A 13,476-nucleotide genomic window follows, 5' to 3' on the forward strand; every position below is an offset into this window, starting at 1 on the left:
TCGAAGTAGCAGGACCGCACCACATCACATCGATAGCGGGTTAGTGCACCGGTGCGACGTCGACGGAGACGGTGATCGTGCTTTCCTTGGCGTCGGTGTAGATGATGCCGCGCAAGGGGGGCACGTCGGCGTAGTCGCGACCCCAGGCCACGGTGACGTAGCGCTCGTCGACGAATTGGTCGTTGGTGGGGTCGAAGCCGAGCCAGTGGCCCGCGCGGTCGTTCGGGTCGGCGGCGGGCACCCAGACCGCCGACCAGGCGTGGGTGGCGTCCGCCCCGATCATGCGTTCGCGGCCGGGCGGTGGATCGGTGGCCAGATAGCCCGAGACGTAGCGGGCGGCCAATCCGTGCGCGCGCAGACAGGCAGCGCCGAGTCGGGCGAAGTCCTGGCAGACGCCCTCCCGTGCCGCGAAAACCTCGGCTACCACGGTGGATACCGTTGTCGACCCGGATTTGTAGGTGAAGTCGGTGCAGATGCGGGTGGTCAGTTCGGCTACCGCGTCGAGCAGTGCGCGACCGGGGGTGAGCGATCGCGCGGCGTATTCCCGAACCTCCGGGGTGATTTCCGGCGGATGCAGATCGAGTGCGAATTCCACGGCCAACGGGCCGGTCGCCGCGGTGGGTCTGGCCTGCTCCCAAGGCAATCGGGCGATCTCGGCCAGCGCCTCGTCGGCGCCGAGAACCTCGACCTCGGACGCGCCGGTCACCGCCAACCGTCGATGTTCGCTCGTGACATGGAAATACGAGGTGGTGTTGCCGTAGACGTCCGCGCCGACGGATCGGTCCGAGGGGGCCGGATCGATCGAGATCTCATGCGAGAGCAGGCGCTGGCCGGGAAATTCGCGCGGTGTGAGATAGGTGCGGCCGTAGGAGCTGCTCACCTCGTCGGAATACTCGTAGACGGTGCGATGCTCGACCCGGTAGCGCCTCGGCTCGCTGCGTTCGCTCATGCGACCACCCGCGTGCTACCCCACAGCGGCTGCATGCCGACCGGCGCGGAAAGCTTTGTGGTCTCGAAGGATTCCGAGATCTTGCGCAGCCGCAGCGCGACACCGTCGAGGAGTTCGGCGAATTCGCCGCGGTGGCCGGTGTCGTCGGTGATATCGAGTTCGGTCGGATCGATGCGGCCGAGCATCCGTCTGGCGTCGGCCAACACCCGCTGCGCGCGCGAGGTCCCGGTGTCACCGGGCAGTCGTTTGAAGTCGACGGCCATCCGATCCAATTGATACACAAGCGATCTCGGATTCTCGGCATCGAAGAGCAGCAGCGCGGCCACCGCCGAGGCGCGCACCGATTCGTGATATCTGCGCCGATAGCTGACCAGCGATTCGGCGGCGCGCAGCACCGCTTCGGTCACCACCTGCTCGACCTCCGGCGCGTAGGTCCGCGTCAAGGCCGAGAGCAGTTCGGTGAGCCCGATACCGCGTTCGATCCGCTTGCCGATATCCATGACGTACCAGCCCGCATCCCGCACCAGCGACTCACCGCCGATCCCGGACAGCGCGAGCAGCGCGGCCAGGGTGAGCGAATGCACCGATGTCAGCGCCGTCTCCTGCGCACCACCGGTCCCCCGGAATTCGGCGATGGCCCGATCCACCGCGCCGAGGATCATCCAGGTATCCGAGGACAGTTGGTCGCGCACCGCGCGCGCCGCGTTGCCGTACCGGTCGATCGCGAAGGCCAAGGAGCCGGGCAGATCGCGATCGATGGTCAGTGCGGCGAGGTAGTCGTATCCCGCCCGCGTCTCGGCAGCGGGTTGCGCCGCGACGGTATTCGAGTCCTCGACCGCCGGCGCGACGGTGCCGGTGGCTCGCGCCAGGGTCGCCATGAGCACCGGCATCGCCGCCGCGCCCTCCATCCAGGGCCGATAGCGGTAGTCCTGGTGGTAGTCGTGGATGGGGATCAGCAGGCGCACAGCCGATTCCGCGCGCTCACCGTAGCGACCCATCCAGAACAGGTCGTTGAGCACGCGCGGCGAGGTGACCTCCAGAACGGGTGCGCGCGGTCGTTCGCGTTCCTCGTGCGGGGCCTCGGCGGCGATCGGGGTGGGTGCGGCCGCGCGCACCCAAACATCCTTGGCCGCGATCTTTATCGCCGTGCGCTCCGGCTCGGTGCGTTCGCGCAACTGGCCGAGTCCACCCGTCATCGCGGTGTAGCCGCTGCGGCGGGCCATCGAGAACAGGCGCATCCCCACCGGCGCCGAGGCCAAACCGCCCGGACCGCGCACGGCGGGCGCCACGGAGAACTGCGCCGGTTCCTGGCCGACCCATTCCCATCCGCGATCCTCGACTCGTGCCCGCAACTGCTCACACTGCTCGGTGGTCAGTCCCGGCCCGTAGATGGTGCGCCCATCGACGGCGGACCGGATGATCAACTCATTGAGCCTGACCCGCAGGTGATTTCGCTCCGCATCCCGGCCACCCCAGTAGGTGGGCGCATTGGCCAGTTCCAGATCCTCGCTCAACAGCGCCCGCGACAGTTCCGGCAGGAACACCGCCAGCGCCGGATTCTCCAGCAGACCACTGCCGAGGGTGTTGACCACGGTGACCGCGCCGCGCCGCAGCACCTCCACCAACCCGACCACACCCAGTCGCGAATCCGGCCGCAGGTCCAGCGGATCGGAGAATTCCGCGTCCACGCGCCGCAGCACCACATCGACCCGCTCGAGGGTGCCCAGCGACCGCATCCACAGCGCACCGTCGCGCACCACCAGATCCGCGCTCTCGACCAGCGGGAAACCCAGTCGCGAGGCCAAATACGCCTGATCGAAGGCGGTTTCGGAATGCACGCCGGGACTGAGCACCACCACGACCGGATCCGCGTCGTCGGCGCGCGGCGCGGATTCGATGAGCATCAACCGCATGGCCCGCGCGAACGGGGTGAGCGGACGCGGATTGGAGTGTTCGAACGCCTCCGGGATGGCGGTGGACACCACCCGGCGGTCGGCCAGGGCATAACCCGCGCCGGAGGGCGCCTGCGCCCAGTCGGCGCTCACGTGGAACCGGCCGTCGCTCCAGCGGCTGATATCGCAGGCGTGCAGGAACAGTTGATGCCGCCCCGGAATGGTGATCCCGTGCGCGGCCCGCACATAGCCGTGGTGCCCGAAGACCACCTCGGGCGGCAGCAGCCCGGAGGTGAGGGTGCGGCGCGGGCCGTAGATATCGGTGAGCACCTCGTCGAGCACCCGCGACCGCTGCACCAATCCGGCCTCGAGCCTGGTCCAGTCATCGGCGGAGACGAGCAGCGGGATGGGATCGAGCCGCCACGGCACGGGCGGGGCGGGTTCGTCGCCGACCGCGGTGTAGGTGATGCCGTCGTCCTCGATGAGCCTGCGCACCCGACCGTCGAGTCGGCCGAGTCCGTCAACGCCGATCTCCACGAAATCGGCGGACAGTTCCGACCACATGCGCCGGACCCGACCGTCCGTGCCGACCAGTTCGTCGTAGAAGCCCTCGGTGGGCCGCCCGCATTCGTCGTAGGCGGCGCTGCGCCCGGCCTCGGCGCGATACTTCGCGAATTGTTCGGCGATACCGGCCCGCGTATCGGACCGCGCCCGATCGGATGTGGTCACCGCGCCGACCTCACTTCCGCTGCTCGAGTCGCTCGACGAACGCCGCATCATCGGCGGAGCCGACCTGACCAGCCGGGTCGGCTCCGCCGACTTGATCGGCACCGTCGGCGAAGCCGACTTGACCGGCACCATCGGCGAAGCCGACTTGACCGGCACAGTCGGCGAATTCGATTCGACCGGCACCGTCGGCGAATTCGATTCGACCGGCCCAGACGGTGCGGGCTCGGCGCAGATCGAGGATGCCGGGCGCGCCGACGTCGGTGGACTGCGCTGCCAGCTTCGCCCGCAGTTGGCGCGTGTCCACCCGGCCGACGGTATGTCCGGCCGGTTCGAACCGGCGGATGCGGCGCGACTGCGCTTCCACCGCGTTCACCGGCGACCTGTCGTAGGCGAGGCCGCCGGGATGCGAGACGTGGTAGGTGCAGCCGCCGCGCGAGAGTCCGGATTGCGGATCGAGCAGATCGAAGACGAGCGGCGCGTCCACGGTGATCGTGGGGTGCAGCGCGTTCGGTGGCCGCCAGGCCCGGTAGCGCACACCGGCCACTTGGACATCGGCCCGTTCGGTGGCCAGCAGCGGCACCGGCCAGCCATTGCAGGTGAGCAGGTAGCGGCCCGGATCCGCGCCGATCACCCGCACCTGCAACCGCTCGACCGAGGAGTCGACGTAGCGGGCGCTGCCGGTCGCGATGGTCTGCTCGCCCAGGGTGTTCCACGGCTCGATGGCGGCCCGCAGTTCGATCTCGACGGTTCCGTAGACGACGGCTCCGATGCGCGGAAACCGGAATTCGGTGAACGGATCGAGCCAATTCGGTTCGAAGTCGATCCCCGCGGCGCGCAGGTCGGTGAGGACCTCGGCGAGGTCGGCGAGCAGGAAGTGCGGTAGCAGGTAGCGTCCGTGCAGATTGGGTCCGTGGCGAATCAAGTTGGCCCGCAACGGATTGTGCCATAACATGGCGACGAGTCCGCGGACGAGCAGCGCCTGCGCGGCGGCCATGCGGTGATGCGGCGGCATCTCGAAACCGCGCAACTCCAGTAAACCCTGTCTGCCCCTTGCGGATTCGGGTCGGTAGAGCTTGTCGATGCAGAATTCGGCGCGGTGGGTGTTGCCGGTGACATCGGTGAGCAGATGGCGCAGCGCCCGGTCCACGTGCCACGGCCGACCCCGCCCCCCGGCGGTGAGCCGGTCGATCTCGGCGAAGGCGATCTCGAGTTCGTAGAGCGCCTCCTCCCGCCCTTCGTCCACCCTCGGGGCCTGCGAGGTGGCGCCGATGAAACGTCCCGCGAAGAAGTAGGACAGCGCGGGGTGGCGCTGCCAGTAGGTGAGCAGTGAGACGAGCAGGTCGGGGCGGCGCAGCAGCGGTGAGCGGGCGGGCGTGATCCCGCCGAGGGTGATGTGGTTGCCGCCGCCGGTGCCGCTGTGGGTGCCGTCGACCTCGAAGGTCTCGGTGGCCAACCGCGCCGATCGCGCCTGCTCGTACAGGGTTTCCAGTTGCGCGGTCTGTTCGGCGAAACTCGCGCATGGCTGCACATTCACCTCGATGACGCCCGGATCCGGGGTGATCGAGAAGGTGCGCAGACCCGTGTCGAGCGGCGGCGCATAGCCTTCGAGCGCCACCGGCGTGCCGAGCGTCGCCGCCGCCCGCTCGACCCGCGCCACCAGATCCAGGAAGTCGGACGGTTCGGTGAGCGGTGGCAGGAAGATATGCAATCGACCGTTTCGCACCTCGGTGACGAGCGCGGTCGGCGGGCGGCGCGGGGCGGGTTCCACGCGTGCGGGCGGCTCGTCGGGGTGCTCGGTCCGCGAGGCGGGGTCGAAGGGGTCGCGCTCCGGGAGCGGGGCGGGTCGACGCCAGGAGACCGCGTCCAACGGTAGGCGCAGACCGGCGGGAGAATCGCCCTCGCTCAACACGATTCGTCCCTCGGGTCGGTTCCGCGAGCGCCCGCGCCGCAGCCGCCAGTCGGCGCTGGCCCAACCGCGACCGTCGGCGCGGCGGTGCAGCGGCAGTACGTAGGCGGCCGGTGTGCGGGTCGGCGCGTCCAAGCGGGCGAGGAGTTCGGCCCGTGCCCGCTCGGAATCCTCCTCGAGTTCGTCGGGAGTCGGATCACCGTGGGGCAGACGAAGTTTCGCGGCCAGACGCAGCAGCGCATCCTCGTAGGCCGGGCGCACCTGCGTCGACGGGAGACCGAAATCGGCGGCCAGGCGCAGCGCGAACGCGCGCGCCGCGTCCGGATCCGTATCGCCCGCGCCGGACCACGGGTCGACGAGCAGTCGCCGATCCGACCACACCGGCGCGCCGTCGGCCCGCCAGAGGATGGCGATCTCCCAGCGCGGCAAGGGTTCTCCGGGGTACCACTTGCCCTGCCGATACTGGACGATGCCGTTCGGCGCGTATTCGCGGCGCAGTCGCTCGGCCAGATCCGCCGCGCGCGCCCGCTTGTGCGGGCCGTCGGCCTCGGTGGTCCATTCCGGACGGTCGCGCTCGTCGATGGCGACGAAGGTGGGTTCACCGCCGACGGTCAGGCCGATATCCGCGCGCGCCGCCAACGCGTCCACCGCCGCGCCGACCGCCTCGATCTGCGCCCACTGCGCGGCACTGTAGGGCAGCGTGACGCGCGGATCCTCGTGGATGCGCCGCACCACATTCGCGAAATCCAAAGTGGCGCAAGTAGGTTCGGTGGCACCCGCGATGGGGGCCGAGGACGCCGGATGCGGCGTCGCGGCCAGCGGGATATGCCCCTCCCCGGCGAACAGTCCCGAGGTGGGATCGAGCCCGACCCAGCCCGCGCCCGGCAGATACGCCTCGGCCCACGCGTGCAGATCGGTGAAGTCGGCGGCGGGTCCGGACGGACCGTCCAGGGATGGCACATCCTGGGCCAACTGCACCAGGTATCCGGAGACGAAGCGCGCCGCCACCCCGAAGGCGCGCAGCACCGCCACCAGCAGCCAGGCGGTATCCCGGCACGAGCCGAGGCCGGTCCGCAACGTGTGCTCCGGCGACTGCACACCCGGTTCCAAGCGAATCGTGTACTCCACCGCCGACCGCAGTGCCCGATTCAGTTCGACCAGCACGTCGATGGTCCGCGGCCGCCCGACCGGGGTGTTGACGCGCACCCAGTCGGCCACCAGCGCGCCCGCGCCCGACACCGGCCGCAGATACGCCTCCAGATCGGTGGCCAACCCCGGTGCGTACTCGAACGGGAACCGCTCGGCGTCCTCCTCGACGAAGAAGTCGAACGGGTTGACCGCCTCCAGGTCGGCGATCAGGCCGACGGTGATCGACACCTCCCGCGCCGACTCCGGGAAGACCAGTCGGGCAAGGAAATTCCCGAACGCGTCCTGCTGCCAGTTGATGAAGTGCCGCTCGGGCGCGACCCGCAGCGAATACCCCTCGATCTTGGTACGCGCGTGCGGGGCGGGCCGCAGCCGCACCACGTGCGGATGCACCCGCACCACCCGGTCGAAGGTGTAGGTGGTCCGGTGTTCGAGCGACACCTTGATACCCATGGGCCAAGTCCACCACATTCGATCGGCGATTTTCGGCCATCCGCCGACACGCGCCGCACCTCCCACCGCGCGCGCCGCCGCGGTGCTATCACCGAGGAACCATCTCCCGCACCGGAGGCCACATGTCCGAGCCCGCGTGCCCGTCCTGCCGCCGCGCCGCCGACCACTGCCACGGCGCCCTCGTCGAACACCTCGGCCGCCGCCCCGAATGCACCGAACCCGACTGCGCGGCCCCGTCGCACATCCGGCACGCGTTCGTCATCGACTGCGCCGATCTCGCGGGCGGCTGCCCGTGCGGCGAACGCGACCGGTCCGCCGGGACGGCCTGATAGCACGCTGTTCGCCGACGGCATGCGGTACGGGGCGGGAAGGGCCGCCCGAGCGGGTCGTACGCTGACCGAATGAGCTACGACCACGTGCTGTTGCCGTCCGGGGTTGTCTCGACACACGCGGAGGCCGATGCGTATCTGATGGGTCAGCAGGGGTTGCCGGAGACGGCCGCCGTGGCCGCGCTCGCCGCGCGGATCAACGAGGCCGACGCCGAAGCGGGCGCGGAGAACAGCTTCCTGAGCGTCGACTCCGTCGGTGGTGCGCCGACCGGCGCGGCACTGCACGTGCCGAGTCCCTACGACGCCATCGGCCATGTGCGCAGGTTGCTCTTCGATTTGGCCACACCCGCCGACTACGCGATCTACGATCCGCAACTGTCCTGGCTCATCGATCCGCTCGGACACGTACCGGTCACCGTGCAGCACGGCGGGGCGGGCGAATTCCCGTACCTCACCAAACCCCTTGCCGAACAATGGGTTTCCAGCCTCATGCCGCCCAACCCGTACCTGGTCGTCGAACGCGAGCCGCAGGACTACATCCAGACCTACCAGGACAAATCCGGGATCTTCACCCTCGAATACCGGGACGGCTCCCCCGACCGCCACTTCGGCCTCACCCTGCGCGATTCGGCGATGGTCTCGACGCTGATCTGGGAGTGGGCCACCGGCGATCGCACCCGACTGAACACCCTACCGTGGACGCGGGTCGACCTCTGAACCTATTGGTTCTGCACCGCGAGCCGACCCGCCAACGCCACGAACGACACCCCGAACACCCGCCGCAGCCAGGTGAGCACCACCGGCCGCGAGATGACGTGGTCGCGCACCGCCGCCGCACCCACCCCGTAGCCTGCGAAGACCACGAAGGTCGCCAGCATGAAAATCGCGCTGAGCTCGAGCATGCGCGCAGTCGCATCCGACGATCCGTTCGGCACGAACTGCGGTAGGAAGGCGAAGAAGAAAATGGTCAGCTTCGGATTGAGCACATTGACCAGGATCGCCGAACCGATCACCTGCCGCGCCGACGGTACGGGCCGATCATCGCGCTCCTGCGGCACCGTCAGCGCGCCCTTGTCCCGCAACGTATTCCACGCCATGTACAGCAGATAGGCGACACCGAGATACTTCAGCGTCTGAAAGGCGACAGCGCTGGCATTGAGCAGCGCCGCCAAACCGGTGATGGCCGCGACCATATGCGGCACCACCCCGAGCGTGCAGCCCAGTGCCGCGATCACACTGGCCCGCGCGCCCCGCGTGAGCCCCGCCGCCAGCGTGAGCAGCGCGCCGGTGCCGGGGGTGGCCACAATAATGAGCGTGGTCAATAGAAATTCGATGCTCATCACCGAGACACTAACCCGTGCCGGGTGATTCGCAACCCGTACGCGGCTGTACTAGCTCACGCCTGCCACCAAGGCCGCAGCGGCACCTGCCAGGCGCCGTCCGAAGCCAGCTTCACGCCCAGAACCTGATGCAGCTGAACGACATTGCGTTGGAAGCCGAGCCGCGAACCCGCCATGTACAAACCCCACACCTTGGCGGTGCCCTCGCCCGCTTCCTTCACGCAGGCATCCCAGTTGGCGACCAGGTTCTTGCACCATTCGGCCAGCGTCATCGCGTAGTGCTCGCGCAGGTTCTCCTCGTGCAGCACCTCGAGTCCGACATTCTGGATCTCGGAGATGATGCGCCCGGAGCCGATGAGCTCCCCGTCGGGGAAGACGTAGCGGTCGATGAAATCGCCCGCCTTGGTGGTGCGGGTGTTGTCGGGGCGGGTGATGCAGTGATTGAGGAACAGGCCGCCCGCGCGCAGCTTGGACTTGATGTACTCGAAGTAGAACGGGTAGTTGTGCACGCCGATGTGCTCGGTCAGGCCGATCGAGGACACCGCGTCGAATTCGCCCTCGGGCACATCGCGGTAGTCGGAGTGGCGCACCTCGGCCAGTTCGCTCAGCCCCTCCTCGGCGATCCGCTCGGTGGCCCACTCGGCCTGCTCGGCCGACAGCGTCGCACCGATGACCTTCACCCCACGCTTGGCGGCGTAGCGCACCATGCCGCCCCAACCGCAACCGATATCGAGCAGTCGATCGCCCGGCTTCAGTCGCAGCTTGTCGAAGACGAGGCGGTACTTGTTCTCCTCGGCCTGCTCCAGTGTCCAGTTCTCGTCCTCGTAGACGGCACAGGTGTAGGTCATCGACGGGCCGAGGACGTACTCGTAGAAGGTGTTCGAGACGTCGTAATGGTGGTGGATGGCTTCGGCATCGCGGGTCTTCGAGTGGCGCAGCCCCTCCAGCGCGATGCGCCGCCAGCGCGGCAGCGTCTCCTGCGGCGGCGGCGCGACCGGCTTGAGCCGCTCCCAGCCGAGCGAGCGCGCGATCGTCACCAGGGCGAGCGCGGAGGGTCGGCGGAACTTCAGGTCCGCCATGGCCTTGAGAATGTCGTACGGGTCGCCGGGGTGCACACCCTCGACGGTCATATCGCCCGCGATGTAGGCGCGGGCCATGCCCAGGTCGCCGGGGGCCGTTACCAGGTAGTTGATGCCGCGCGGCGTCTTCACGTCGAGTCGGTACTCGGAATCGACGGGTCCGGTCGCGCTGCCGTCGTAGGCGGTGAAGCGGATCGGCACCGCACCGTCGACCAGTGTCTCGAAGATCTCGGCAATGCTGAGCTTGGTCCCGAGATCGGCGAAGACTTCGGAACGGTCCTTGTACGTGGTCATTTGCGTTGCACCGCCTTCGAATACAGGTCCAGCAGCCGCTGGTCCGGGTCGTAGCGTTTCTTCAATTCGGTGTAGGCGTCCCCGCCGTAGAGCGCCGAGAACTCCGGCCGGTCGTAGAAGGACTCCGAGTACAGCGACTTGTGCCCGCCGAACCCGGTCACCGCCTGTTCGATGGCCTGGTTGGCCGCGCCCTCCGGCTGTCCGGCGACCTTCGGGACCGACGACCAGAACCCGGCGTTGACGTAGGTGCGGTTCGGCTCCAGCGGGTACAAGGGCCAGACGCGTCCGGTTGTTCCCGAAAGGGTGGTTTCGCGCAATCGCAGCGGGCACAACCAGATCGGCTCGATGGGGATCTCGCGCAGGAACCATTCGACGAAGTCGGCGGTGCGCTCCACCGGGACCTCGACGTCCTGCACCACGCGTTCGCGCGGCGGGAGCCCCTTGCGGGCCTCCAGCCTGTCGGCGATGTCGTACTTGCGGTCCAATGCCACCAGCTTCCAATAGAAGCTGCTGCGGCGGTAGCGTTTGGGCCACCACCGGCGGATACGCGGATTCTGGGTGCCGAAGGCGCGCGAGCACCAGAACCAGTCGGTATCCCAGCGCCACAGGTAGTCGTGGATGGTCAGCCTGTCGCGCTTGGGTTGCGCGGAGTCGTGCTGGATCGAGCGGTAGAAGACGTCCATCCCGGTGTAATCGCTGACCGGACCCGGCTCGTCGGTGCGGCGGCCCAGGGTCAGGTAGCTCTCCTCGGCGGTGAAGACGACGCCGTCCAGATAGTCGACCGGTTCGCCCTCATAGGACTTCTCCTCGACGATCGCCGTGAGCGCGGCCTCCATGGCGCGCAGATCGTGGAAGCGCACGTGCCGCAGCGCCACATAGGGCGGCACCTCCTCCAGTTCGATCTTGAGCCGCACCGTGTAACCCAGGGTGCCGTAGGAGTTGGGGAAGCCGCGGAACAGGTCGGCGTGCTCGCCCGTCGGTGCGACGGTGAGGATTTCGCCCGAGCCGGTGAGCACGTCCATCTCCAGCACCGACTCGTGCGGCAGACCGCTGCGGAACGAGGTGGACTCGATACCCAGGCCGGTGACCGCACCACCCAGGGTGATCGTCTTCAACTGCGGGACCACCAGCGGGGCCAACCCGTAGGGCAGGGTGGCGGCCACCAGATCCTCGTAGGTGGTCATGCCCGCGACATCGGCGGTCTTGGCCACCGGATCCACCGCGATGACCCGCGTCAGGCCCGAGACATCCAATCCCGGCGCGGGGTTCTTCGCCCGCGCTCGGAACAGGTTCGAGGTCTTTTTCGCCAAGCGCACATTCGCGTGCTCGGGTATGGCGCGATAGCTCGCCAGCAGCCGATCCACGCCCGCGCGGTGTGCGGCATACCCTGATTCGCGTGCGGCCGACGCGTGTCCGGCCTTCCCCAACAGACTCACTGCCACCCCTCGACGCTAATACTCACCGGTTCAGTGGGCTACCGGGAGGTCGGTCGGTAGCGGGAAATGTCACGGATATGTTGCACTGTGTTCGGATGCGGCCTGCCGGCAACTCCGGACCCGACGCCGCCCGCAAGCACCTGGCCGCCCGAGGGTTCGACGGACAGGGCAGGATAGGGGTTGGTCGATACCGCATCCGGGACAAGGAGTCATCGTGGGACAGGTCAGCGCCAGCAGTTCGATCGCCGTCGCGGCGGATCCGCAGCGGACACTGGAGGCCATCGCGGACTACGAGACGGTCCGCCCGCGCATCCTCTCCGCGCACTACCGCGACTACAAGGTGCTCGAGGGCGGCAAGGGCGCGGGCACCGTCGCCGAATGGCTGCTCCAGGCCACCGAGAAGCGCTCCCGCGCTGTGCACGCCGTGGTCACGGTCTCCGATTCCATTGTCACCGAGCGGGATTCGAATTCCTCGCTGGTCAACACCTGGAGCGTGACGCCGGATGGGGCCGGGTCGCAGGTCACCCTGCGCACCACCTGGAACGGCGCGGGCGGCGTCGCAGGCATCTTCGAGGGCATCTTCGCCCCCTTGGGGCTGAAGAAGATTCAGGCCGAGGTGCTGGCCAACCTGCAGAACGAACTTTCCTGACCAACGATTCGGCCCCGGCAAGTTGCCGGGGCCGAATATTTTAGGGGTTGCTCAGCCCGCCGCGATATCGAACAGGTTGCCCTCCGGATCGGCCAGGGTGATCCACTGCGAGCCCCACTCATCGAATTCGCCGATGCGCTCGGCGCCCAATTCGATCGCACGCCGCGCCTGTTCGCGCCAGTCGGGTGCGTGCAGATCCAGGTGGATGGCGTTCTTGCCCGGAGTGCGTTCTGGCACCTGAATGAACATCAGGATCGGTGCGAGGTCCGCGGTCCGGCCGACGGTGGCGAATTCCGGCCCGGCCTCGGAATCGACCGGCTGCCCGAGCAATTCGGCCCAGAATCCGGCCAGGGCGGCGGCGTCGCGGCAGTCGACGGTGATGTGGGCGATGGAAATGGTCATGGCATGTCCTTTCAGAGTCGGCCGATAGGCCAGCAGACCTCGGTGCGGTACTGGCTCGGATCGTCGTGATCGCCAGGGCCTACGAGGTAGTTCTCGCGCACGGGTTCGGCAAGCGCGCCGCCGTGTTCGGCGACGTAGCTGCCGAGCGCGCCGTAGGTCAGGTCGAAGCTGTCGAAATCACCCGCGTGCACGGCGATGACGAAGCGACGTGCGGGCAGTTCGATCAAGGCGGTCCCGGCAGGCGGTTCGAGACGCGCGCCCGCAGGCAGCGGGACAAAGGCCACCACCGCACCGATCTCGTCCTCGAAGAACTCCATCGCGTAGGTGCAACCGTCCGGGGCGGGCGCGGTGATATCCGCTGCCGCGAGGGCGGTATGCAGCCGGTAGAAGGCGTCCGGGCACCACTGATCTATCTCGGCCATCGCCACTCTGCCGGTGACCGCCAACGCCGGAAAGGCCGGTATCGCGCGGTATTCCACGGCGAGGGGCGCCGCAGGGGTGAGCAGCGAACGCAGCGAGGCCACCACGGCGCGAGTGCGGGCAAGCTCGGCCTCCATCCGTTCGAGGTGGGCGCGCAGGCTCGCATCACGGGCGGCCTCGTTCGGCGCGGTCAGCACCGCCTTGATCTGCGGCAGCGGCATATCGAGGGCGCGCAGCCGCCGGATCAGATGCGCGCGCGGCACCTGATCGACGCCGTAGCGGCGGTAACCGGAGCCCGCGTCGATCGACACCGGTTCGAGCAGATCGATGTCGTGGTAGTGCCGCAGCGTCTTCACGCTGAGGTGGGTGAGCCGCGCGAACTCCCCTATGGAGACGGTCGCTGTCATAACGCCAGCAAACACCCTCCAATAGGGGGAGAGTCAAACGGGCGG

The 13,476-nt window shown here is 68.3% G+C and carries 11 protein-coding genes; 3 read left to right on the forward strand and 8 right to left on the reverse strand.

What is annotated here, in order from left to right; translation table 11 throughout:
• Positions 1-40: 40 nt before the first annotated feature.
• Genes D5S18_RS06795 through D5S18_RS06805 form a run of 3 tightly spaced genes read right to left on the reverse strand, consistent with a single transcriptional unit; the run spans position 41 to position 7,075 of the window.
• Positions 41-949, reverse strand: coding sequence for a transglutaminase family protein (locus D5S18_RS06795; RefSeq protein ID WP_120038950.1), 909 nt, complete (start codon positions 947-949; stop codon positions 41-43).
• Positions 946-3,621, reverse strand: a complete 2,676-nt coding sequence (locus D5S18_RS06800; RefSeq protein ID WP_162500970.1) for a circularly permuted type 2 ATP-grasp protein — start codon at positions 3,619-3,621, stop codon at positions 946-948. Before D5S18_RS06800 ends, D5S18_RS06795 begins: the two co-directional genes overlap by 4 nt.
• A complete protein-coding gene (locus D5S18_RS06805) occupies positions 3,581-7,075 on the reverse strand; it encodes a transglutaminase family protein (protein ID WP_120038951.1) in 3,495 nt (1,164 codons plus the stop codon). The genes D5S18_RS06800 and D5S18_RS06805 overlap by 41 nt, the downstream gene beginning before the upstream one ends.
• A 122-nt stretch (positions 7,076-7,197) precedes the next feature.
• On the opposite strand from D5S18_RS06805, the gene D5S18_RS06810 reads away from it, so the two are divergent.
• Entirely contained in the window at positions 7,198-7,404 is a 207-nt protein-coding gene (locus D5S18_RS06810) for a hypothetical protein (protein WP_120038952.1), read from the forward strand.
• 72 nt (positions 7,405-7,476) lie between these two features.
• Entirely contained in the window at positions 7,477-8,121 is a 645-nt protein-coding gene (locus D5S18_RS06815) for a hypothetical protein (RefSeq protein ID WP_120038953.1), read from the forward strand.
• 2 nt (positions 8,122-8,123) lie between these two features.
• Here D5S18_RS06815 and D5S18_RS06820 read toward each other — a convergent pair whose 3' ends face one another.
• The 3 genes from D5S18_RS06820 to D5S18_RS06830 are packed head-to-tail and all read right to left on the reverse strand — an operon-like array spanning position 8,124 to position 11,553.
• Positions 8,124-8,744 (reverse strand): LysE family translocator, encoded by a 621-nt coding sequence (locus tag D5S18_RS06820; RefSeq protein ID WP_120038954.1) that lies wholly within the window; start codon positions 8,742-8,744, stop codon positions 8,124-8,126.
• Positions 8,745-8,800: 56 nt separating this feature from the next.
• Positions 8,801-10,117 (reverse strand): class I SAM-dependent methyltransferase, encoded by a 1,317-nt coding sequence (locus D5S18_RS06825; RefSeq protein ID WP_120038955.1) that lies wholly within the window; start codon positions 10,115-10,117, stop codon positions 8,801-8,803.
• The gene (locus tag D5S18_RS06830; RefSeq protein WP_120038956.1) at positions 10,114-11,553 is read right to left on the reverse strand and encodes an FAD-binding oxidoreductase; all 1,440 of its coding nucleotides are present in this window, start codon (positions 11,551-11,553) and stop codon (positions 10,114-10,116) included. The genes D5S18_RS06825 and D5S18_RS06830 overlap by 4 nt, the downstream gene beginning before the upstream one ends.
• 214 nt (positions 11,554-11,767) lie before the next feature.
• On the opposite strand from D5S18_RS06830, the gene D5S18_RS06835 reads away from it, so the two are divergent.
• Positions 11,768-12,202, forward strand: coding sequence for an SRPBCC family protein (locus tag D5S18_RS06835; RefSeq protein ID WP_120038957.1), 435 nt, complete (start codon positions 11,768-11,770; stop codon positions 12,200-12,202).
• A gap of 51 nt (positions 12,203-12,253) precedes the next feature.
• Here the strand turns inward: D5S18_RS06835 and D5S18_RS06840 are convergent, their stop codons facing one another.
• Positions 12,254-12,604, reverse strand: coding sequence for a VOC family protein (locus D5S18_RS06840; RefSeq protein ID WP_120038958.1), 351 nt, complete (start codon positions 12,602-12,604; stop codon positions 12,254-12,256).
• 11 nt (positions 12,605-12,615) lie between these two features.
• Complete coding sequence (locus D5S18_RS06845) at positions 12,616-13,431, reverse strand: MerR family transcriptional regulator (RefSeq protein ID WP_120038959.1); 816 nt, start codon at positions 13,429-13,431, stop codon at positions 12,616-12,618.
• Between the last annotated feature and the right edge of the window lie 45 nt (positions 13,432-13,476).

It is taken from the genome of Nocardia panacis (genome assembly GCF_003598715.1).
GTDB lineage: Bacteria > Actinomycetota > Actinomycetes > Mycobacteriales > Mycobacteriaceae > Nocardia > Nocardia panacis.